This is a genomic window from Pseudoalteromonas sp. SR45-6 (assembly GCF_014163545.1).
GTDB lineage: Bacteria > Pseudomonadota > Gammaproteobacteria > Enterobacterales > Alteromonadaceae > Pseudoalteromonas > Pseudoalteromonas rhizosphaerae.
In genome coordinates, this window is sequence record NZ_JACJDM010000046.1 from 1 (window position 1) to 22,620 (window position 22,620).

The following is a 22,620-nucleotide window of genomic DNA, read 5'->3' on the forward strand; positions in this document are numbered from 1 at the left end:
GCTGAGGTTTTGCCATAGAAATATAAAATCCTTATAAATTATGACCTGAGATAGCCTAACAAATGCCTATTATACAAACTGTTGCAGTTATAGTTTAATACTCTCAATATTAATATATTTATTATTTGAACAAACTCTTTAAATTTTTACTATAGGTACGACTGACTTTAAGTGTTTTACCACTTTGTAATACAGCCGTGTATTCAGAGTTTCTAAGTGGGTTAAGTTGCTTTATATGGCTTAAATTTACAATCGTTGATTTATGTATTCGCAGGAAATCTTCAGGCAAGGTGTTTTTTTCAAGCTCTTTTAAACGCGCCCGCATTACGTGTGTTTCAGCAGGTGTGTGTACACACATATAATCCCCCGCCGCATCAATCCATAAAATATCTTTAAACGGAATAATTTGAATTGGGTTTTTAGCATCTTGAATAACTAAATTCTCAGCTTCAAACTTATAGTCAGAATTACCCGCCACTTCAAGTGGTTGCGATTCATTGATCACCAGCGATTGGTGCACTTCAATAAGTTCGGTTTTTCTGTTTAGCTTTTGGGTTTTAATAACTCTTTCAATGGCTTCTGCAAGGCGAGCTAACTTAACGGGCTTAAGTAAATAATCCAGCGCCCTCACCTCAAAAGCTTTAACAGCATGTTGATGAAATGCCGTAACAAAGATAACCGCAGGGCAGCTCTCTGGTTGAAAATGTTTAATTAATTCAAAACCTGACTTTGTTGGCATTTCTATATCTAGAAACACTAAATCTACATCATATTCGTTAAGTACTTTAATTGCTTCATCAACACTTTGTGCACTGCCAATCACTTCAATTTCAGCAAAGGCTTCTAAGCGAATACGCAAACCTTCAATAGCACTGTATTCGTCATCAACGAGTAACGTTTTTAATTGAATCATGATTGCAAACCATTAATTGGAAGAGAGATACAAAACCACGCACCACCGGTAGTCGCATTGCCTTTTTCAATTCGGTGACTATTACCATATATTAATTTTAAGCGTTGCTCACAATTAGCCAAGCCGATGCCTCTTTTGGTTTTTTTATTATCATCAAAGCCTTTACCAGTATCAGCAACTTTAATAAGCAATGCGGATTTTGTTTTTTCAACATTAATTGTGATCACCATTTTTTGATCTGCTCGCATACCATGTTTTAACGCGTTTTCTACCAATGGTTGAATTAATAAAGAAGGTATTAATAAATCGTTGCATGGTTCATCAACGCTAATATTAACCTCTAGCTTGTCAGCAAATCGGCATTGTTCAATATCTAGGTAGGTTCTTAACATTGCGATTTCTTCTTTGATAGCTACTTTTTCAAGTGGGTCGGTATATAAACTATGGCGCAATAAGTCACATAGTTTTTCAAGCATGTTTACTGCCTGCAAGCTTTCTTTTTTCAATATTAACGTGCAAATGGCGTTAATACTATTGAACATAAAATGCGGGTTAAGCTGATATCGAAGCATTTTTAGCTGTGACTCTTTCGCTAAATGGGTAGCTTCTGCGGCCTTTTGAGTTTGCTCAAGATTATCTAAATAAATTTTAATCCCGTAATAAAAGGCAGTCCATGTTGAAAGCATGGTTAACGAGGCTGACGTCCATGTACCAAAGTCAAACCATGACATTGAAAGCCACCAGTTACCATATAACCACTGCAAGGAAATCCATTTAATTTGCGTCCAGAGTAATGTTGCAATTAGAAGCAGCATAATACGTAACGCGACTTTAACTTTGAGCTCTTGCTGACTAAAACAGTTGTAAAATCGTCTTAACGTTAAAGTGATCAAAAAGCCACACGCTACATCAATAATTAAATGCGGTATATGTATTGTCCATGGCTCTTCGCTTGGTATTTTTATCATTAATTCGGTCAGCATTGCATAGACAATCCAACCACAACTTTGGAATAACCAGAACAACTGACTTCTAGGGTTATTACTATTCACATTATTAAATCCAATGTTATAGGCTGTTGATTAATAAACGTTAATCAACAGCCATAGGGTATTACTTTGCACACGTTAATGATAATGAGTAATTACTCGGTTTTATAGTCAACACCACATCAGCAATTGCTAAACTTAAATTTTGACTGGTAATGCGCAGCGCGTCTGTTATTTTTTGCTCAGCAAGTCCGCTATCACCACAGTGCAAAGAGATTGCTAGAGTATGCCAACTTTTGTCTGTCATTAATTGTGAAAATGATGAAAAATCAATATTCCTTAAGCAATGATTTTCGCTACACATGACATGCAAGTTTGCTCCTTGTTCAGGAGCTTTATCTATGCGCATTTTTAATTCAAGGTAACCTGCACTAAATTTACTATCTAGCTGTTTAGGCTCTAGGTAACTCAAGCTAACAGCAGCTTGTGCGCGCCAATTAAAGCCACGGCCATCTTCTTGATAAGATAAATTGACTGATTGCATAAGTAAACTCTGTTTATCGCCACTGGTTGCTGATGCACCGCTGGCTAACACCTTTTCTGTGCTTGTATCTGCCAGTTGCCAAGTCATATTTTTGGCTAAGTTTCTTACAAACAGCGGATGTGAGTCACTATTAACAATTTTTTTAGGACTGGTTTTCTCACTCAAAACAGGCACATTTATGTTGTCCTGATAAGTTAAGCCATAGCCATAAGCAAATAATGGGTCATAGTCAGCATCGTTTAAGTTTAACGTAAATTGGTCATCATATTTAGGCCATGAAAAACTCAACTTACCGCTGAAATCAAACTGGGCTTTACCTTGGCTATTAGTTAATAGTACATCTGCAACGCCCTCACCTTCAGAGCCTGGTAGCCAAGCAGCAACAAAGGCATCCGATGCGTTGAACTCTTTATTAACCCACAACGGGCGGCCGCTTAAGAATACCGTTACTACAGGAATATTATCAGCTTTAAGCTGCTTTAATAACGCAAGCGCATGTTTAGTTTCATGCTGAAACTCAAGCATCTCGATGTCACCAAACCATTCTGCATAAGGTTCTTCACCGATCACCACGATGGCTACATCTGGCTTGCTAGTATACTCACCAGACTCGCTCAAAGTGATCTCACCACCCGCTTTTGTTACTTGCGACTGTAAACCCGCATAAATAGAGGTCGCATTTGGAAAGTCACTATTGGTATTGTCTGTGCCCTGCCAAGAAACGCTCCAGCCACCCGCTTGCATATTAATTGCATTCGCGCCTTTGCCGGCAACTAAGATGCGGCTACTCGCTTTGATTGGCAGCACGTTTTCGTTGTTTTTTAACAGAACGAGTGACTTACGAACCGCTTCTCTTGCCAAAATGCGATGCTCATTAGCACCTAACCACTGCGGGTGTTGTGATTCAGGTCGCGCTGATGGTTTGCTCTTCGAAAACACACCCCAGCGGATTTTAGCCCTTAAAAAGCGCCTAACGGCATCGTTAATTCTTGATTCTGCGATTACACCGTCTTTCACTTGCTTAACAGTATTATGATAAAACGCTTCAAAATGCTCTGGCACCATGATCACATCAACGCCCGCGTTAATTGCTTGCGCACATTGCTCTAAATCGCAGCCTTCTACAAACTTGTGAGCATTCCAATCACTGACTACAAACCCATCAAAACCAAGTTGGTTTTTAAGTACATCCGTTAATAAATGTTTATCACCATGTACACGTTTGCCATTCCAACTATTAAATGATGCCATCACTGATTGCACACCTTCATTAATAGCCGAAAAATAACCTGCGCTGTGAATATCTCTTAATCCTTTTTCATCGATAAGCGTATTTCCGCGATCAACGCCTCGCTCAGTGCCACCATCACCCACAAAGTGCTTAGCGGTGGCAATACGGTTACTGCCTTTTAAAAAGTCAGCGCCTATGTCACCTTGAATACCGGTAACCATACTACCTGCATACAACCTAACTAATTCAGGGTCTTCTGAGTAACTTTCATAAGTTCTGCCCCAGCGATCATCTCTAACTACAGCGACAGTAGGAGCAAAACTCCATTCAATCCCAGTGGCTGAGACTTCTTTCGCTGTTGCTTGGCCTATGCGCTTAATTAAGTCGACATCATGCGCAGCTCCTAAGCCAATATTGTGCGGAAATAACGTAGCGCCATACACATTGCTATGTCCATGCATGGCATCAGTACCCCAAATAGTCGGTATTGCAATACCGTCTTTCGTTGAGTCTATTGATGCTAGGTACATTTCATCGGCATATTTTAACCATGTGGCCTGATCAGCGCGTTTGTCGCCATAGGGGGCTGTATTGCCGCCATTTAGGTATGAACCAAACCCATATTTACGCATTTGTTCAACACTTAAATAACCAATTTCGGGCTGAATCATTTGCGCCACTTTTTGCTCTATGGTCATCTTTGCCAGTAGTTGTTCAATTTGCGCTTCTACAGCGGGATCGCGTTTAAGTTTAGTGTTTACATAAGGCCAGTTGACTTGCTCACGCTCTGCACTGAATGAATATTGACAAGTAAGCGCCCCAACTACGGGCAGTAAGCAAAATAATAATTTAGAATATTTGATTTGAGACATTAAAAACCTTCGAGATTAAATTCTATTTATAGATACAAACTTCTTAATTTTATTGGGGAATGTACTCAATAAAATCATAGTACGCCCACGAAGGGCTACCATAGTATTGACCAGGGAAGTAATAGCCTTCGGTTGAGTTATCACCATTCCATTGGTTAATCATTATTTTTGTATTATCCATCGGCCATGCATACGCGGGAATTTCATTTTCAGCTAAATGACCATCGCCATTGTCTTTGTAGAGCACTCTTAATGTTTGCTCATTTCCTTGAGCGTCGTATAGGTACCAACGAATCGAGTTGCTAGACCAATCAAAGCCAATAGTTAATAAGTTTTCTCTGTAATCAAGCCCAAACTGACTTAAGTCGATGTCCTTTTCCCAGCTTTGATAAGTGCCGCCTTGCGGCTGGTAAATCACATTGGTATGAACAACGTTTCCAAGAGAGGGTAAAAGCTCAATATCTATCTCTTGCCATGCTCTGCCGGGTGAATCCCACCACGATGTGTAAGTAAAAATGGAAGACACAGTGCCTTGTGTATTTCCTGACTTAACACTGCCTTGCACTTTGCCAAAGCCATAAAAATTATTACTTTGCAGCTCGGCACATGCGCCTTGCGATAATGAAAGCGTGATCCCCTGTTGGCTTGGGTTAATCATTGCAGGGGAAAATTCACAGCCAAAAGGCGAGCCATTGTCGCCACTTCGCGCATTCCAAATGGTATTATCGTAACCCCATGAAAAATTATCTTTAAAATAATTGGCATATGTAAAAGGTGAGATAAACACACAACCTGCAACTAACGAGCTAATAAGCTTAGTTTTCATTATTGATCCTTATTTCAATTGTACACCTCCCACAGTGGTATATTGACTGTGGGAAGTTTAATTGTGGTTAGGTTATCTAGAATGAAAAACCAGCTCTTACACCGTAATACCTTGGCATGCCAAAGCTGCCTTTTGGAATTCCTTTGCTAGTATTATTCCAATATTGAATAGTTTCATCAGAGGCATTATTAACGAATACTTCTGCGTACCAGCTTTGTCCTTGCGGCTCATATTTAATTGACGCGTTATAGACTGCAAATGCATCTCGGCTATCATCAATGTATTTTGTCGCCTCGTCCGACACGCTAAAGTCCATATCATCTAAGTGTTTATCAACATTCCATACTGTTGAGTACGATTCATCTTTCCAGCTCGCATTAAGCCAACTATGGATAAAACCATATTCACCTAAATCAAATGTATGTGTGTAGCTGATGTTCGCCGTGAACTTAGGCGTCATCGCTAGGTTATTGCCTTTAAGGTTGGTTGATAGCAGTGTATTTTCAGGATTTTTTGATTCCTCATAAGAAATATCAAAAAGATACTCAGCATCGTAATCCCATTTAGTATTCCAATCGTCCGTCACTTTAGCATCAGTCCAGGTTACATAACCGGTGATACGCCCGCTTGGGTAAGGCTTCCAATCAAACTCAAGCTCAATACCTTTGATTGTTGAACTAGGAACATTTTGTGTGTAATAAGCAATCATAGGCTTGTTTTGAAAATCAAGTACCGGCTCGCCATTGCTATCTAAAACGGGAGAGCCATCTTCATCTTCTACCACAGATAAACGTTCTACATTACCGATTGAGCCCACTGATGCGTATTGCATGTCGGTGTAATCTGTGTAGAAAAACGCGGCTTTTAAGTTTAATGAATTATCAAAAAAGCTCGATTTAGCGCCAAGCTCCCATGTAAGTACTTCTTCTGGATCGAACTTAGTTTCAAAGCGTGTTACGTCGCCCGTTCTATCATTTACGACTTCATATACATCACCAATTCCACCAGCTTTAAAACCACTGGCAAGGTAGGTATAAACCATCGTTTCAGGTGAAATGTCGTAGTCTAAACCAACACGAAAGTCATGATGCTGCCAACTTCCTTTATTATCGTTTGCAAAGTATGACGCATAAATTGAAGGATCTTCGTAGTAATCAACTGGTAAATTATTTAGATCCGTTCTATTTAACCAACCTACGGCGCAGCCATCAGCATTAGAACAGCGATAGGTTTTTCCGCCTTTATCTTCTTTTGTTTCATCACTAAATCGATAGCCAAGTGTTAGGTGTAACTTTTCAGTTAAGTTGTATGTACCTTGACCAAATAATGCGAGGGCGTCGGTAGAACGATCGGGTTGATCCCAAAACGCTTTGTCATCCATAGGATTATCGTAATAACCTAAGGTTTTTGTTCTTTCATGAAAGTAATTAATACCTGCAATCCAGATAAAGTCGCCATATTCATCAGATTGTATTTGCAGCTCAGTTGAAAAAGACTCTGCGCCAGTGCCGTCTAAAAAGTAAGTTGCGCCATCCCAAGGGTCTAAACCTACTTCACTATCTTGTGCTGAAGAGCGTTCCATATCTTCATAGCCCAATAACCAGACAAGTGAATATTCATCGTTTATGTTGTAATTAAGGGTGTTTCTTAAGTACGTGATATCTAAATTAAGCTTACCGGGCACATTTACAACCGCCTGATAAGTATTATCGCTGGGTAAAAAGTTAGTGCAGTCTCCCCCTAGTTCAGCACTTCTGCCGCGAATTTTATCGCAGTTAACTAAATCTAGGTTGTTATTGCTGTCATTTACATACTTTTGAAAAACAGTGTGGTTTGAAAAATTGCCGTCCAAAGGCTCCCACAAGGTGCTAATTCTAAATGAATATTCATCAGCATTATTGTAAAAATTGCTTTTATCAGCCGGTGTTAGCGCGCGAACTTTTTGCGCTTCTGGATCTGTGCCAGCGCCATCTATCCACCAGTTTTCTCGTTGGGTAATTGTTTGACCCACGCCTTGATAAGAATCTTCAGAGGTTACTGGCGCATTAAGAATATCGTCGCTTAAGCGTCTTGAGTCATATTGGTTAGGATCGTAATAACCTTCTAAATAAGAATCCCGTTTCAAGCCTTTTCCTGAAAACCTAACGGCAAATTCATCATTAATAGGAATATTTAAGACTGCATCAATATTTTTACTATTAAAGTTTCCCGCTTCAATACTGACGTTGCCATATAAACCGGTAAAATCTGGTTTTGCTGAAATAACATTAATACTACCCACCGTTGAGTTACGACCAAATAGAGTGCCTTGTGGACCCCTTAGAGCTTCAACCCTGTCTATGTCGTACATCAATGCAAGGGCACCTTGCATACGTGGTGAGTAAATACCATCAAGGTGAACACCCACAGCCGGATCGCCAAGCTCAGTAATATTAGTAGAGCGTACACCTCGCATTGAAATAACCGGCGCAGCTTGATCTGTTGCAGTTGAAATATCTAAGCCAGGGACTAAGTTAGCAATATCCTTAACGCTATTAACACCGTTTCTTTTCAGCTCAGCTTCAGTTAATGCTGTAATGGCAACAGGTGTTTCCATTAACTTTGTTTTACGTTTGGTTGCTGTTACAGAGATAATCTCTAAGGAAGTACTTTGTTCTTGCGCAGTGTTGTTTTCATTCGTATTTGTTGGATTATTCGTAGCAGCTTGTTGGGCATGTAACGGGAATGCGCAAGCCAATGCTACGGCAATTGATAATGCTTTTTTATTTATTGTGTGCATATTCGACCTTTTGATGTGTGTGTAAAACGTTAAGCTTTGTTACTTTTATTTAACAGTCTCACAGTATCCATAGGGTCTTTTTTGATTACTAGTCAAATACGTTAAGGCGAGTTAGATATAATACAAGCCGAAATTAAATCTTGGACAATAAATAAACTGACTCCTTGATTTAGTATCAACAGTCAAAAAACTTAAAAATTTATTACATGAAAGTAAAACTGACCACCGATGCCATAAACACAAAGAAAGCGGATATAACCAGTGAGCGATGAAAAATACCATGGCATAACTTTATATACCCAAAAACGCAGGTCAGTACATTAGGTAAGTTATCAAGACTCACTCATTGTCACCTGCTAAGGCGTTATTAAAGCCATGCTTAACATGCTAAGCTCGATATAAAATACGTGGCTTTAAACACTGCCCCTATATACCCAAACCACCTCAAGATGCGAGTTTCAGTTGGAATTAAAAGCGATTTAGGCAAGGCATTGATTGCAAATAATAGTGGTTCTATTGTTAAAATCAATAACGCAGTATAAATCGCTTTTAAAACAACCCTTCGGGCGTTTCACAGGCACTTACTCTCAGCGTTGTTACTTCTTAAAAGGGACGGCCATTCTTGCAAAGTAACGCCTTGATATTAAGCACCTGTGAAACGCTGAATTCTGCATCTTGAGGTGGTTTGGGTATATTATTAACCAATCGTTTTATACACATCAATATTACTGTGAATAAGTAGATCACCAGCCTGCTCACCAAACATTTTAAAATGCGGCGCTAACTTATGCTCTTCAAAGTGCTCATTTGTAGCCCATTGTTCAGTTACAATGTAATCTGTTTGCGTGTCATTATTTTTCACAGCCAGCTCGTAGCGCAAACACCCTACTTCTTTGCGTGATAACTTTTGTAAGTTATCAAGTGCACTAAGTAACGTAGCTGCATCAGCGTTTTTACATGACAGCATTGCTATAACGGTTAACATAGTTATTCCTTTGCATTAAAAAGTGCAGACTCACTGCACTTTATATTGAACACGCTTAAAACGTGTCTTGATCCCACTGCGGTGCAAAACTTGGGGTTGCTTGACGGTCGCCGCAATCGAGAGCATCAATACGCGCAATGTCTTCTTCATCAAGTTTTACGGCTTTATCATTAAAGTTATCTTCAAGATTTTTACGCTTAGTTGATGACGGAATGGTCGTCATACCCTTGGCGTTTACCCATGCAATAACTACTTGTGCAGGGCTTGCATCATGCTTCTTAGCAATATCAATAATGGTATGATCGTTTAACACTTTACCTACCACAAATGGCATATAGGCGGTGATATGAATGTCATGCTGCTGACAAAAAGCACGTAACTTGGTATTGGTTAAATAAGGGTGTACTTCTATTTGGTTGGTGAATATTTCACGTGAGTCCAGTGTTTGCATGGCTTCTTTTAAATTCGCAATAGTGAAGTTCGATACACCAATATGCTTAGTTAATCCTAGCTGCTTTGCCGTTAATAACTCAGTTAAATACTCGCTCATTGGCTCATCGTTTGATGGCGCAGGCCAATGGATCAACAATAAATCGACTGAATCGAGTTGCAGTTTGTTAAGAGACTCTTTTACACTGGCGATAAAATCGCTTTTATTCAGTTTGTTATTCCACACTTTGGTGGTAATAAATAGCTCGTCTCTAGGGATATTGCTGTCTTTTATCGCTTGGCCAACTTGCTCTTCATTGCCATAAATCTGTGCGGTATCAATATGGCGAAAGCCAACTTCTAATGCCATTTTTACAGATTCATAAGCTGTTTTTCCTTCTAAGCGGAATGTCCCCATGCCTAAGTCTGGCATTTCAATTACACGTTGTGTCATAACTTTATCCTTATAAAAATAATCGGTTTAAATATAAACTTATTAGATTTCTAACCTAAGTTTTTCGAAATACACCTGTTACTTTGTTCATTTAAAATTTTTGACCTCGTAAAAGGTATGAGGCCATTAACTTTAGTTTCAAGGGCTAGAGCCTGTTTATCTTTCACAGTTACTTTTACATCCGTATGTTTGGTTTTTAGATAAGGCAGTATTAATGTAGGTAGAGAGCCAGAATAAAGTGCGGAAGTTTTACTTAATTTTTTACTTAACCCATCAGATTACAAACCTAGCATGGTGATTAAATAGCTTGTAAATTAAACAATCTTCAACCAGAGAGGTAACCGGCCCTAGCACCTAATAATTATATTTATAAATGACCGCTTTATAAAAAATTGAAAGTGCATCTCTCAAGGCCGCTATTTTCAACACTGTTAGCGCTGAAAGTAGTGGCTCAGAGTCGATTTATTCTACTGCGCTTTAGGGCGTGTTGACCTTTGTGGATTATTTTCGTTTTCGATCTGTTGCATTAGCGAAAACATTTGCCGCATTTTTGGTTCCATATGCGATGTTTCTTTATCATGCATCATCTTGCCCATCATCATATGGTGTTCGCCTTCGCGTTCATCTTCTTGGGCAACTGCTGTAACAGCAAAAACAGCGGTTATAACCCCCACGATTAGATATCCTTTCATAACGAACTCCTTTTCACAGTCAGTTCATCATGAATAGCATGCGTACCTTCAGCACCTTTGGCAATTAACATTGCTGAGTCAATTTGGCTTTGGCTATCAACAATACCAATTAAACGCACATCGCCTTTATTCGTAATGACTTCGATATTAAATGCTCTGAGAATAGGATCATTCATTAAAGCCATTTTAACGTTTGTAGTTACATCGATATCTAAAACATTGTTAGCCACCGTACTTTTTGGCGGCTTTTCTGCAGCAATTTCTGAGGATTTATAGCAACCAGTTAATTGTGAAACCATCAGTATTGCAACAACACATAGTATTTTTGAAAAGTATTTATCCATTAGGATATCCTCAGTATTAAGTGGAGCGATCACCATCGGCGGTAAAGTGTATTCTTCACTACCTACCATCACTTTATTATGTAAGAGGCTAAGGTTCTGTTCGTTATCGAACTCAAAACAACTGTGTGTCAATAATAAAAAGCAGCGATTCATAGGTCATTACTGCATTCATGTAATTAACTCGCTAATTTGGCTGTGTACTGCAGCGCACAGACAACCGCGGCAAATAAGCTAAAACTAAAGCGGTTCATTCAAATCATCGCCTAGTTGGCAACCTCAATATCAGCTCTAAAACACGCCAACACTTTATACTGTCGACCCCATTAAAAAGGATAACTACTATGTTACGTAGCATGAAAGATCTAGAAAATTGCGCTATCGCTGCTACCGATGGTGTGATCGGTAAAGAAAAAGATTTTCTATTCGATGATTTAGCATGGGTGATCCGCTATTTTGTTGTTGAAACAGGTTCTTGGCTATCCAGCCGTCAGGTTTAGATCTCACCAATTGCGGTTCAAAAACCAAACTGGATAGAAAAAATTCTGCCAGTGTTGATCAGTAAAGAACAAGTTAAAAACAGCCCAACTATCGATAACAATAAACCCGTGTCACGGCAAAATGAGGCCAGCTTACTCGATTATTATGGTTACCCTTATTATTGGGTAGGCGAAGGATTTTGGGGAGGCGGTATTTACCCTTATTTATTGTACCGTGACCACCAACACCTCCCACATACAGAAGCAGGTGCACGCAGCGCACAACTAACTCACCATAATGTTAAAAGTGAAGATAATAAAAAAGCCGATCCAAATTTACGAAGTTGCAAAGAGGTTATTGGCTATCATATTAATGCAAATGATGGTGATATTGGTCATGTATCTGGATTATTAGTAGAAGAAACAACGTGGGCGGTGCGTTATCTGATCATCGATACCAGTAATTGGTGGGGTGGACATAAAGTGCTCGTGCCACCAGAGTGGATCAGCGAAGTATGCTGGCTCGACAAAACCATCAGTGTTGATCTCAACCGCAAAGTAATAAAAGATGCGCCAGAGTATGATTATAACCTGCAAATAACTCCCGAGTTTGAAACAGCTATATATCAACATTACGAACTAGCGGGTTACTGGGACAAACTAGCAAAAGCGAAAAAGGATTGCTGAAATGATCGGCTTTCAAGTAATGCCTAGCGAAAAAAATTTGGCAAAAAGTCATATTCGATAAATAAAAAAACACCACTCACTAAACTAATGAGTGGCTTTTTATTCTTCGTTATCTGCTGATAACTGAATCTAAAATCGCATAGGCGGCTTTGACCCGTTCTACGTTGGGGTAATATTTGTTTGCTAACATAACAATTCCAGCATTTTTTGCCGGAATAAATACAATATATGCGCCAAACCCATTTGTTGAACCTGTTTTATTGATCCAGCCATTATGCAAAGCTACTTGAGGAGAATTATTAATATCGATTGGTTGAGGTTGTGTAATGGTTTCAACTGAATTTCCAGCTAACAGAGCAGCCAAGTTAGTTGGTAAAGGATACATTTCCCACGCTAGTCCTTGCGTGAAAGTGCTCGCTTGATAATAGCCCTTCCTAGTACTTTTCAAGGCCGTATTGATTTTATCATCGAGAGAGACTAACCCTAAATTCGCTTTAATAAATTGCACCATATCTGCACTAGTAGACTTAATGCCATATGCTTGTGCATCCAGCATACCGGGATTTACTCTCACAGCATCGCCTGAAGCATTATATCCAAATGCATAATCATCCATTTTATTTGCTGGGACATTAACAAACGTATTTGACATGCCTAACGACGGAAATATTTTAATTTCCAGAAACTGTGCATAATCAACTTTCATACTTAATGCAGAAACATAGCCAAATAAACCTATACTTGGATTTGAATAGAGTCGTTGTGAATTTTCAGCAAAGGTTGGCTGCCAAGATTTATAATATTGCACCATATCATCGTCAGTCTTAACATTATCAGGGAACTGTAAAGGCAGACCACCTGCTGTATAGGTAGCTAACTGTGTAAGTTTTGTGCTGCCAATAACGCTATTTTTCAACTCAGGTAGATATTTATCAACAGTGTCATCAAATGATAAAGTACCATTGCCTTGAGCATAACTCGCAAAGGTTGCAGCAAAGGTTTTACTGACCGATCCTAATTCAAACAGTGTATTCTGTGTTACTGCTTGGTTCTTTTCTTTATTCGCAACACCATAATTATAAAACTGTGACTTACCATCAACAATTATACCCACCGCTAAACCAGGAATTTGGTACTGCTGCATTAAGCGCTCGGCTTGCATATCGACTGCTTTTCTCAACATTTGATTATTATTTTCAGCCCGAGCATCATTAGACATCACTATAGTTGCAGCTAAAGTAGTAATAACAAGCTTGTTTAAAATTATTTTCATTGTATCTCTCGTTAATGAATAAAATAGCCACGCCAGTGCAACCATATTGCAATAAAAACTCAACTCTCGGATTGAATTCTGGCGCCTGAGTTCATTCAAATATTGTAAATGGAGTATATTGATATTTAGCTTAACCTCGTTTTGAAAATGGTAGAGATGAGCATATTCAAGATCTACTCGTTCTAAATGCAAAAGTCAGCAAAGCCGCCGCTATTTTGTGAGTACGACTATTAATTTTTACTGAATTAAAATACGGTGTTGGTATTAAATTCTATGTTCATAGAAAATGAAATGCACAAATCGTCTTGATTTGAGCTTACTACTCCCAAAGCTCAAATAATTAAAGACGAAGAATATGGGTATGTTTTGCTGAATGATTTATATAAATGTGAAATTAATACAGCCAATGTTGTATGCAGCATAAATTAACAAACTAATACTTAGGTTATAGCAGAGGATTGCCTATTCTCTATGAATTATCGTGCGGAAATACACATGATATAGTTCACACAGAGTCACTCGTAGCAAATTGTTCAACAAATAAAGTCGTTGTTGCTAACAAAGGCTACGATTGTAAAAAACTGAGAAAGTTGGTTCGTGATAACAACACGACACCCGTTATTCTACGCAAGGATAACAGTTTAATAGGTAATGAAGATATTGACTGATGCATGTACAAATATCGGCACTTGGTTGAGAATACATTTGGCCATATTAAGCAATATAGAAAGATAGCCACACGGTATGAAAAGCTTGCACGAAATTATCATTCAATGCTCGCTTTAGCATTTACGATGATGTGGCTACCAATGCGGGCTGATCAATATATGTACCACAAAGATCAACAGCCCCTAATGACGTAGCGCTCTCAGTAGCCTTAAACAACAAGAATATGATCCCTCACCAACGAGTGAAGAACCACAAATAGTAGAGAACATCTATTATCTAGCTCCTTGCATATTTATCGAATATACCTGTCGATAATGCCACTCAACCCTTAATTAAGCTCAAATAATGCTTTGCGAAAACTGGTTAGATAATTAACGACTCTATTATTTTTGCTGGGGTTTTCTGTATGATTTTTTCGTGTCAGGTTCTAAAGCTGCGCGCTTGCTTGCCGCTTCTTTTTTTAGTGTTTCAGCAGACTTTTTGTCATCTACTTTTTTATCATGAGTTGGATTTTGCATAGTTGCCTCAGAGTTCTCGCCCCTCACGTTAATGTAAAAGGCCGAGATTTAAAGCCTAGTTTATAAAGCTCCCCAGCTCTGTGCGCTACAACACTTAAATACTATATTTGATTTGATTATGGTTACGGTTCAATTTTAAATTTAAAGCACCAGCTTTAGCTAAAAACCAGCACTACTTAAAAAGCATATTATTTGAGTCAGACATAAGTGTTCTAACCAAGTAAAGCCTGGTGAATGATCGGTTTCGCAATACCGCTTTATTTAAACTATTAATTCTTTCAATGCATCTAAAGGCAGCGCTTTATAAAAATACCAACCTTGAACCTGGTAGCATTTATTATACTTTTCAATGAATTCACACTGTTCTTTCGTTTCAACGCCTTCAAAAATAACAATACGATTAAGGTTCGTGAATAGTGCCATTATTGCCAGTAGCATATCTTTTTTCAAAGGATCAGTAATCGATTGAGTAAAAATACGGTCTATTTTTATGATATCGAAGTTAATTTCAGTTAACCAAACTAAATTTGAAACACCTGTGCCAAAATCGTCCAAGGCAACAGTAAACCCATAACGTTTAGCCTGCAAAGCAAAGTGTGACAACTCATTTAGTGGCAGTCCAATACGCTCAGTGATCTCAATTTTTATTTGTTTTTGGCTTATTTTATATAATTCGCATTGCTCATTTAAAAACGGTAAATACTCCGAACTTTGAATTTCAAAGGAGTTAACATTAATCGCAATACTAAAGTCATCTTTTTCTATAACAAAAGGCGACAACTCTTTAAATGCTCGCTGTACAGATGAAAATGCCATCGACGGATATAAATTTAACTGCTCAGCAATACTTAAAAATAACTCAGGTGAGACTTGCCCATGTACCGCATCTTTCCATCTTATTAAACATTCTACACCAATAATCTGCTTACTCTGGACCTCTAAAATTGGCTGATATTCTAAATAAATACTTTCATCTGCGATTGCATTACGTAATCGAAATTCAATCGAATTTGTTCTTTCTATGTATGAGATAAAAGAATAAATAATTAAAAAACTAATAACGCAAAGCAGTAAAAGTACTGCAGTCAGAGTCAAAGTGGAAAAAAATAGTAACCCAGGGCGATTATTAAGCACGCTAGCGCAATAGCCAAACTTTGTGCTACAGCTTTTAACTTCTTGTGATAGTAAGTTAAATTCATTATCAAACTGAAATTCGGAGTCAAATTGATGGAAAACGTACAAACCATCAATAGAGGTTATGTTAAACGAAAAATCCTTATTTGCTTGATCAAAATATTTAAAAGGATCTTGAATTGTAAATGCAACGATACCGTTACGTTTTGCAATATCATATTTGGCATCAATAGGAAAAATCCCCTCAACTTTTTGCGCAAAATAAAAACCTGTATTGCCCTTAAAAAAATCAACATTAAGTTCAACGGGCTCTTTTAAAATGCCCCAATTTGCCGAACATATAATTCTATTTTGTTTAACTAAACCAACATCATGCGTGTAGTGGTAGTTAGTTAAAAGGATACGTAATTTATTTACAGTTTCTTCATCACAGCGTCGAGGGTTAATGGCTTCTGTCTGATAAATGGATTGGCTTATATCACTGGAGATTTCTTCGGCTTTACTAATAAGAGATTGCGTAAACTTTTTCTGATAAAGCATTTGTACATAGTTTGCGCCAAAATGGGATATACAAATTAAAAGCAGTAGCAAAAGCGGTAAAAAGAAAATTATTGCACTTGGTTTTTCTTTAAAAGCTCTCAATGACATAGATTTTCCCTTGCAGTTAGCACATTAATTATCATTTAATACCATTAAATTGTAACGTACGCTAGCAGCAAGCCCCTACTATTAAATGTTATTTAACAGCTGGCAGCTTGTTTGCGTATGAAAAGCTGAAATTATTGAGGTATCCAAAACATAGGACTTAGCCATATTAAAAAGGCTGCCACCTACTTCGCGAAGAATCAAAAATAAAGCGGTTCAAATTCGGTGAGCTGGTAAGTCAGCGAGTTTCTTCCACTCATTGAAATTCGAAGCGATCCATGGCGAGCCAATTAGAGATAGTAATATATCAAACTCGATTCACTGTGACTGCTCACTCTATAATCTGATGAGCTAATGTTTTAAGCTATTATATCAACGCTTGGTATTACCTTTTCGGCTTACTAGGTTTAGCCAATGTAATTACATCATGAGTATAATTCGCCTCAATAACTTAAAAGTAAGCCTCTGAATAAGTTTATCTTTAGATAACAACGACAACTCAAACCTTAACAAAAACATATAAATAAAGTGCAATCTGCTGTTATACTGTTTTTATTCACAGAGGGTCTTATTCTAGTATGGTTACAATTAAGCAAGTCGCTGTCCACGCAGGTGTTTCATTTAAAACTGTATCGCGAGTGGTCAATAATGATCCAACAGTCAAAGATATTAACCGCGAGAAAGTTCTTAAAGCGATAAAAGAATTAGGTTATCGTCCTAATCGTGCGGCAAGTTTAACGCGACGTAAAAACTCAAACATTTACGCAATTATTGCTGATGAACTGCTTAGTGTTCCTTATACTTTTGATATTATTCGTGGTGCCCAAGAAATTGCGTGGCAGAAAAATAAAGAACTGTTGATCCTCAATGTTAACGAAACCCAAGCGAGTATAGACAGAGCTATAGAAAGCCTTTTAGAGTATCGCGTAGAGGGCGTTATATATTCAGCAATGTATCATCGCCAAGTTGTGGTAGCTGATGAACTAAAAAAAATACCAACAATTTTAGCTAACTGTTTTCCTGCTTCAAATAACTTTCCTTGTGTAGTACCTGATGAACAGCAAGCCGGTGAAGATATTACTGACGCGTTAATCCGTAAAGGCTATCGCCGAATTGCTTTCTTAAACTTAAATGAGCATATAGTTGCTGCCAAAGGCCGTAAACAAGGCGTTATAAATTCATTTAAAAAGCACGGCTTACCACTCGATGATTTACTCATTGAATCGGTGATTATTGGTCAAGCCGATGGTAGTGAGATTTCTACTTCGAGAGAGTCTGCAGCGCGAGTGATAGACGAGTTTAAACCTGATGCTATTATTTGTGGTCAAGACCCCATGGCGCTGGAAATTTACTTTGTTGTGCATGATAAAGGAATGATCGTTGGTAAAGATATTGGTATAGCAAGTTTTGATGATTGGGGCAGTATTCCACAATTATTACAACCGAATTTAACTACCATGGCATTACCCCATCATGCAATGGGACGTTGGGCAATGGAATACCTCATAGACCAGCGCACTGATATTGTTCACCACCACTTACCATTTAAACTAATTGCTCGTGATTCGTTTTAATTGCATCTGCCTTTAATGCAAAAAGCGATAATACAATAAACACACACACAACCAAACCCAAATATTGGTAGGCTAACGCAAAGCCTAAATGATCATATACAACGCCTACCGCGACGGCTAACATTGACGCCATCAATTGTGTAGTAAATTGAAAGCCAATGATATAGATCATGGCTGAATAACGAGCTTCAAAGTGCATGTTTATATATTTAAACAATGCAATTAACATCAGCGGTAACTCAATTGCATGTAACAATTTTAATACACTAATGCTGATAGAGTCATTAACAATCCCCGAGCAATATATTCGTATCGCCATCAATACACCACTTAACAGCAACGAGTTTTTAACGCCCAAATAATTCACCCATTTTACAGCTAAATACAAAGCAGCAGCCTCAAGGATAACTTGCGCTGAAGTTAAATAACCAAAAAACTCTCGACCTTGCTCTGGGGTGTCAAAAAAAGAGGTGTAATAAATAGCAAATTGCTGATCAAATACCGCATAAATACAACTTACACCGATCACAAATACACTTAAACGCCACAATCCTGCGATTTTAAAAAATGCTTTGAGCTGTTGCACGGGAGAAAAAGTTCGAGAAGGCGCTATTTCGGGCTGATTTTTTGCGACCTTAACAAAGGCTAATAACCCCATTAAGCAAACCGCCGCAATGCTTGATAACCAATAATTTAAACTAGGGGATAAATTAAACGATAAACCGGCAAAGTAGCTTGCCATGGCCCAACCTAGTGACCCCCACATTCGAGCTTTACCAAATTCAAAATTCGTCGAGCGACTTTGTTTATCAATATAACTTTCAAGTGTCCCGACTCCAGCCAAAAATGCACATGAAAAAACAGCACCGCCTAAAATAGCAGCCAGATAAAACTGTGTTTGTAGTAAGGGTGCGTATACATAACTGACAAATGGACCAATCAATATGATAAAAAATGCAATGAAGTAAAGCAGTGTTTTTTGTAAACCGAGTTTATCTTGCAAAATGCCATAGCAAGGCATCACGAGTAAAGCCATGATGGAATTGATACTAAAGATGACCCCTACTTTAGCACTGTTGAGGCCTACTTCTTGACTAAGCCAAATAGGAAAAAATGAAAATGAAAAAGACCATGCCATAAAATAAATAAATAAAATGGCGCTCAATAGCCGATAATTACTACTCATATATCGCATAGCCTTATAAAAAGTAAGCGACTCTATATTACTATAGAGTCGCTTCAAATGTTATTTTTCTATTGCTATATTGTTTAACTTTACGTCACTAAGCGACAAAGGCTGCTCAGCACTCACTTGTATTTTATTATAAGGAGAGGTTGGAAAAACAATCGAGGTCATAGAGCTAACCCCCTTATTTACAAACACTTCTACCGACGCTTTATCTACCCATATATCAACATCGTAATATTCAAGTCCTTTTTGTAATGGCGCAGTTTGTAAAGATGCAAAACCATCTTCAAAGTCTTTTAAACCCGACTGCCTGCGGTCAAGTATTAGTTGCCCTTGAGCTGGGTTTAGCTGCAGCTTAGTGTATTCGCCCGTATCAGAGCTAAGCACGATATCAGTAACTTGTTCAGAGTTCGCTATACTAAAGCTCACCTTAAATTGCCCAGGCTCAATTGTAAAAAGCTCATCTAACTGATAGCTATTTGCGCCAGTTAACGTTGCCTTTTGTTGTGAGTTACTCAATAAACTATCTAACTCTTTAACCGGTTGAGATGCCAAACGCACGCCTGTTGGCGTTTGCAATAACTTTAATTCTCGGGGAATCGTCATTGCGCTGCGCCATACCTCAGTCGGTACTTGGTTTGCGTATTGCCAGTTACTCATCCACCCCATAAATAAGTGTCTACCGTCTTGAACATCAGAGAAAGTTACACCAGCATAATTATCAGTGCCGTAGTCTAACCATATTGAAGGTTCGTACTTTTCATTTGCTGCTTTATCAGAAAACACGATGTCAGCAATTTTTATATGCCCCCAATCACCACGTTCATTGTCTACCACTTTAATATAAGCTTGCTGGCCTTTTAATTGACTCACATTCCAAGAGCGCTCGGTCATCGTACCTGTATTGTTACCACTTGCAGTTTTAACTATTTCGCCGTTTACTAACAACTGTATTGCGGTACTATTGTGATGCTTTCCGCCTGCAATTTTAAAGTTAATAAAATCATGGTCGATCGCAAATGATTTTGAGGTTAAGGTGCCTGTTGCCTTATCCGAATCTTTAAAAGAACTAGCAATGGTATTGGCTGGTTGATCATTAACTATATGAAATGCATCACCAGATACTTGCCAATTTTTTAAACCATTTTTGAAGTTAGAAAAGTCTAACCCTTCGGGAAACGCAGCTGGTGTACCTGTAAGCATTTTTTGATAATCACTATCTAATACAAATTTTTCACCATCGAAATCACCAATAAAGTATTGTGTACCAGAGCCACCATTTGGCGCACCAGGGTTAATACTCACTAATAACACATATTTATATTCGTCTGTGCCTTCAATACGCACGCGAATAAGATCTGGACACTCCCATACTCCTGCGTGACTGCCCCAATCAGCGCCAAAGTTACTTTCAAATTGCCATGTTTTTAAATCTTTTGAGCTGTAAAAACCAATATGATCATCTTGAGCCAATACCATAACCCATTGCTGAGTATCTTCATGCCAGCTTACTTTAGGGTCACGGAAGTCGCGGATCCCAGGATTTTTTAATACCGGGTTGTTAGCATATTTTTTCCATGTACGGCCTTTATCAGTGCTATATGCTATACCTTGCGTTTGAAAATCAATCGCTCCCTGTGCAGCCTTTTTATCATCATGATAGGTAAATATAGCCACTAATGGTGGGTTTTCTTTACTGCCAAAGCCGCTGCTATTTTGCCAATCAACTACCGCACTGCCAGAGAAAATAGTGCCGTGCTCATCAGGAAACAACTTAATTTCTTGATGCTGCCAATTAACCATATCTTTACTAATTGCGTGCCCCCAATGCATTGGCCCCCATACAGATGAATCAGGGTTATGCTGGTAAAATAAATGATACTCACCTTGGTAATAAACCATACCATTGGGATCATTCATCCAATGCTTTTCTGGGGTAAAATGAAAAGCAGGTCGAAACGCCTCTTTACTCGGTTTATCTTCACCCATAGGGGCTGTTTTTTCAGTTTGGTTTGTCATACTACATGCTGCCAAAAATGATGAAATTAAAACTAAATTAACGGTTCGCATCGAATGCTCCATGTTTATTATTGGTATCTAATGAAATTGCTTCTAAAGAACGTCCTTTTGTTTCTGGCATAAACCACGCAACAAAAATCAATTGCCCTAACATCATTAAAGTAAAGAAAGTGAATACTTCAGTGGCACTAAAACGTTCTAAGAAAAATGGCATAAGTAAAGTGATTGCTGCGGCAAAAAACCAATGCGTACCGGAGCCCAAAGACTGCCCTTTTGAACGAACTTTGTTAGGGAATATTTCTGCAATGAAGACCCAAATAACGGTACCTTGGCCAATGGCATGAGCGGCAATAAACACAAATACAAACGCTACAACCGTTAAACCTCCAGAGTCAGTACTAAATGCCCACGCCACGACAGAGAGCGAAATAACGTAGCCAATTGAGCCAATGTACATCAGCGAACGGCGGCCAAACTTATCAATCAACGATAAACCCAGCATGGTAAAACATAGGTTAACCACGCCAATCCCAGCGCCAGAAAGTAATGATTGATTTACATCCAACCCTGCAAGTTCAAATACGCGCGGTGCATAATAAATGATAAAGTTAATGCCAGATAATTGATTAAATGCGGCAAATAAAAATGCAAATAAAGCCGCCTTATTGTAACTACCACCAAATAGCTTTGATTGACTGTTTTGTAACTTGTCGCGTTCAATGTCATTTAATACTTGGTCTGGGTTTTGTTCACCTAAAGTCACTAAGATTGAACGCGCTTTAGTTTTCTCATTTTTCTTTTGCACTAACCAACGTGGGCTTTCAGGTGCCTTAATGATCATTAATAAATAAGCCAGTGCAGGTATTGCCTCCACACCTAACATTAAACGCCAGTCAATTGCAGATGTTCCTGCAATTAAAAAATTAGAAACAAACGCAACTAAGATACCAAATACAATTTGAAACTGATAAAGCGCAACCAAACGCCCACGGTACTTAGCAGGTGCAATCTCAGAAATATAAGCAGGTACAACAATTGAAGAAATGCCCACTCCCACGCCACCAATGAACCGTAATAAGGCGAAGCTATATGCGTCAGGTGCCATGGCGGAGCCAAGCGCCGAAATTAAAAACAACACTCCAACTAAAACTAATGTGGGTTTTCTACCCCACTTATCGCATGGGTAATTACCGGTTAAGGCACCCAGTAGTGTTCCCCATAAAGCTGAAGACATAATAAATAAGCCATGAAATAACGAGCTCGTATTCCATAACGCTTGAATAGGTTTATCCGCACCGGATATAACGGCTGTATCAAAGCCGAATAAAAAACCAGCAACGGCAACGGTGACTGACCAATAAATAATTTTTTTCATAAT

The 22,620-nt window shown here is 38.5% G+C and carries 18 protein-coding genes and 1 pseudogene; 4 read left to right on the plus strand and 15 right to left on the minus strand.

Annotated elements, in window-relative coordinates; genetic code table 11:
* Window positions 1-121: 121 nt before the first annotated feature.
* From H5158_RS17045 to H5158_RS23140, 9 genes are all read right to left on the minus strand, one after another.
* Window positions 122-913 carry a LytTR family DNA-binding domain-containing protein gene (locus H5158_RS17045; protein ID WP_182740493.1) on the minus strand — a complete coding sequence of 264 codons (792 nt, stop codon included), beginning with the start codon at window positions 911-913 and terminating at the stop codon, window positions 122-124.
* Window positions 910-1,965, minus strand: coding sequence for a sensor histidine kinase (locus tag H5158_RS17050; protein ID WP_246175609.1), 1,056 nt, complete (start codon window positions 1,963-1,965; stop codon window positions 910-912). Before H5158_RS17050 ends, H5158_RS17045 begins: the two co-directional genes overlap by 4 nt.
* A gap of 61 nt (window positions 1,966-2,026) precedes the next feature.
* Window positions 2,027-4,549, minus strand: a complete 2,523-nt coding sequence (locus H5158_RS17055; protein ID WP_182740494.1) for a glycoside hydrolase family 3 protein — start codon at window positions 4,547-4,549, stop codon at window positions 2,027-2,029.
* A 49-nt stretch (window positions 4,550-4,598) separates the two neighbouring features.
* The gene (locus H5158_RS17060; RefSeq protein ID WP_182740495.1) at window positions 4,599-5,375 is read right to left on the minus strand and encodes a family 16 glycosylhydrolase; all 777 of its coding nucleotides are present in this window, start codon (window positions 5,373-5,375) and stop codon (window positions 4,599-4,601) included.
* A 76-nt stretch (window positions 5,376-5,451) separates the two neighbouring features.
* A complete protein-coding gene (locus H5158_RS17065; RefSeq protein ID WP_182740496.1) occupies window positions 5,452-8,154 on the minus strand; it encodes a TonB-dependent receptor in 2,703 nt (900 codons plus the stop codon).
* Between the two features lie 697 nt (window positions 8,155-8,851).
* Entirely contained in the window at window positions 8,852-9,139 is a 288-nt protein-coding gene (locus H5158_RS17070; RefSeq protein WP_182718953.1) for a putative quinol monooxygenase, read from the minus strand.
* A gap of 55 nt (window positions 9,140-9,194) precedes the next feature.
* Complete coding sequence (gene dkgB, locus H5158_RS17075; protein ID WP_182718952.1) at window positions 9,195-10,022, minus strand: 2,5-didehydrogluconate reductase DkgB; 828 nt, start codon at window positions 10,020-10,022, stop codon at window positions 9,195-9,197.
* 467 nt (window positions 10,023-10,489) lie between these two features.
* On the minus strand, window positions 10,490-10,714 hold the full coding sequence (locus tag H5158_RS17080) for a hypothetical protein (RefSeq protein ID WP_182718951.1): 225 nt from the start codon (window positions 10,712-10,714) through the stop codon (window positions 10,490-10,492).
* Window positions 10,711-11,211, minus strand: coding sequence for a BON domain-containing protein (locus H5158_RS23140; protein ID WP_220491348.1), 501 nt, complete (start codon window positions 11,209-11,211; stop codon window positions 10,711-10,713). Before H5158_RS23140 ends, H5158_RS17080 begins: the two co-directional genes overlap by 4 nt.
* 188 nt (window positions 11,212-11,399) lie before the next feature.
* Between H5158_RS23140 and H5158_RS23395 the strand changes: the two genes are divergently transcribed.
* Both H5158_RS23395 and H5158_RS17090 read left to right on the plus strand, forming a co-directional pair.
* Window positions 11,400-11,555: a PRC-barrel domain-containing protein gene (locus H5158_RS23395; RefSeq protein WP_259399455.1), complete on the plus strand. Its 156-nt coding sequence runs from the start codon at window positions 11,400-11,402 to the stop codon at window positions 11,553-11,555.
* Window positions 11,556-11,606: 51 nt separating this feature from the next.
* Window positions 11,607-12,221: a PRC-barrel domain-containing protein gene (locus H5158_RS17090; RefSeq protein WP_259399456.1), complete on the plus strand. Its 615-nt coding sequence runs from the start codon at window positions 11,607-11,609 to the stop codon at window positions 12,219-12,221.
* A gap of 109 nt (window positions 12,222-12,330) precedes the next feature.
* Here H5158_RS17090 and ampC read toward each other — a convergent pair whose 3' ends face one another.
* Window positions 12,331-13,494 (minus strand): class C beta-lactamase, encoded by a 1,164-nt coding sequence (gene ampC / locus H5158_RS17095; RefSeq protein ID WP_182740497.1) that lies wholly within the window; start codon window positions 13,492-13,494, stop codon window positions 12,331-12,333.
* A 449-nt stretch (window positions 13,495-13,943) separates the two neighbouring features.
* On the opposite strand from ampC, the pseudogene H5158_RS23765 reads away from it, so the two are divergent.
* Window positions 13,944-14,357: pseudogene (locus H5158_RS23765) on the plus strand (transposase); the annotation flags it as partial.
* Window positions 14,358-14,546: 189 nt separating this feature from the next.
* On the opposite strand, the gene H5158_RS23400 reads toward H5158_RS23765, so the two are convergent.
* Window positions 14,547-14,681: a hypothetical protein gene (locus H5158_RS23400; RefSeq protein WP_257326201.1), complete on the minus strand. Its 135-nt coding sequence runs from the start codon at window positions 14,679-14,681 to the stop codon at window positions 14,547-14,549.
* A 261-nt stretch (window positions 14,682-14,942) separates the two neighbouring features.
* A complete protein-coding gene (locus H5158_RS17110) occupies window positions 14,943-16,463 on the minus strand; it encodes an EAL domain-containing protein (RefSeq protein ID WP_182718947.1) in 1,521 nt (506 codons plus the stop codon).
* A 575-nt stretch (window positions 16,464-17,038) separates the two neighbouring features.
* Here H5158_RS17110 and H5158_RS17115 point away from each other — a divergent pair.
* Window positions 17,039-18,034 carry a LacI family DNA-binding transcriptional regulator gene (locus H5158_RS17115; protein ID WP_182740499.1) on the plus strand — a complete coding sequence of 332 codons (996 nt, stop codon included), beginning with the start codon at window positions 17,039-17,041 and terminating at the stop codon, window positions 18,032-18,034.
* Here H5158_RS17115 and H5158_RS17120 read toward each other — a convergent pair.
* From H5158_RS17120 to H5158_RS17130, 3 genes are read right to left on the minus strand one after another with little or no spacing between them, the layout of a single operon-like run.
* Complete coding sequence (locus tag H5158_RS17120; protein ID WP_182740500.1) at window positions 18,006-19,220, minus strand: oligosaccharide MFS transporter; 1,215 nt, start codon at window positions 19,218-19,220, stop codon at window positions 18,006-18,008. The two genes, H5158_RS17115 and H5158_RS17120, sit on opposite strands and share 29 nt — an antisense overlap.
* A gap of 60 nt (window positions 19,221-19,280) precedes the next feature.
* Entirely contained in the window at window positions 19,281-21,293 is a 2,013-nt protein-coding gene (locus H5158_RS17125; RefSeq protein WP_182740501.1) for a glycoside hydrolase family 32 protein, read from the minus strand.
* Window positions 21,280-22,617: a sugar porter family MFS transporter gene (locus H5158_RS17130; protein WP_182718944.1), complete on the minus strand. Its 1,338-nt coding sequence runs from the start codon at window positions 22,615-22,617 to the stop codon at window positions 21,280-21,282. The genes H5158_RS17125 and H5158_RS17130 overlap by 14 nt, the downstream gene beginning before the upstream one ends.
* Window positions 22,618-22,620 lie beyond the last annotated feature (3 nt).

Coding starts and splice junctions, on each gene's coding strand:
- H5158_RS17045 (WP_182740493.1), bottom strand. CDS start 913: ATGATTCAATTAAAAACGTTACTCGTTGATGACGAATACAGTGCTATT.
- H5158_RS17055 (WP_182740494.1), bottom strand. CDS start 4,549: ATGTCTCAAATCAAATATTCTAAATTATTATTTTGCTTACTGCCCGTA.
- H5158_RS17060 (WP_182740495.1), bottom strand. CDS start 5,375: ATGAAAACTAAGCTTATTAGCTCGTTAGTTGCAGGTTGTGTGTTTATC.
- H5158_RS17065 (WP_182740496.1), bottom strand. CDS start 8,154: ATGCACACAATAAATAAAAAAGCATTATCAATTGCCGTAGCATTGGCT.
- H5158_RS17070 (WP_182718953.1), bottom strand. CDS start 9,139: ATGTTAACCGTTATAGCAATGCTGTCATGTAAAAACGCTGATGCAGCT.
- dkgB (WP_182718952.1), bottom strand. CDS start 10,022: ATGACACAACGTGTAATTGAAATGCCAGACTTAGGCATGGGGACATTC.
- H5158_RS17080 (WP_182718951.1), bottom strand. CDS start 10,714: ATGAAAGGATATCTAATCGTGGGGGTTATAACCGCTGTTTTTGCTGTT.
- H5158_RS23140 (WP_220491348.1), bottom strand. CDS start 11,211: ATGAATCGCTGCTTTTTATTATTGACACACAGTTGTTTTGAGTTCGAT.
- H5158_RS23395 (WP_259399455.1), top strand. CDS start 11,400: ATGTTACGTAGCATGAAAGATCTAGAAAATTGCGCTATCGCTGCTACC.
- ampC (WP_182740497.1), bottom strand. CDS start 13,494: ATGAAAATAATTTTAAACAAGCTTGTTATTACTACTTTAGCTGCAACT.
- H5158_RS23400 (WP_257326201.1), bottom strand. CDS start 14,681: ATGCAAAATCCAACTCATGATAAAAAAGTAGATGACAAAAAGTCTGCT.
- H5158_RS17110 (WP_182718947.1), bottom strand. CDS start 16,463: ATGTCATTGAGAGCTTTTAAAGAAAAACCAAGTGCAATAATTTTCTTT.
- H5158_RS17115 (WP_182740499.1), top strand. CDS start 17,039: ATGGTTACAATTAAGCAAGTCGCTGTCCACGCAGGTGTTTCATTTAAA.
- H5158_RS17120 (WP_182740500.1), bottom strand. CDS start 19,220: ATGAGTAGTAATTATCGGCTATTGAGCGCCATTTTATTTATTTATTTT.
- H5158_RS17125 (WP_182740501.1), bottom strand. CDS start 21,293: ATGCGAACCGTTAATTTAGTTTTAATTTCATCATTTTTGGCAGCATGT.
- H5158_RS17130 (WP_182718944.1), bottom strand. CDS start 22,617: ATGAAAAAAATTATTTATTGGTCAGTCACCGTTGCCGTTGCTGGTTTT.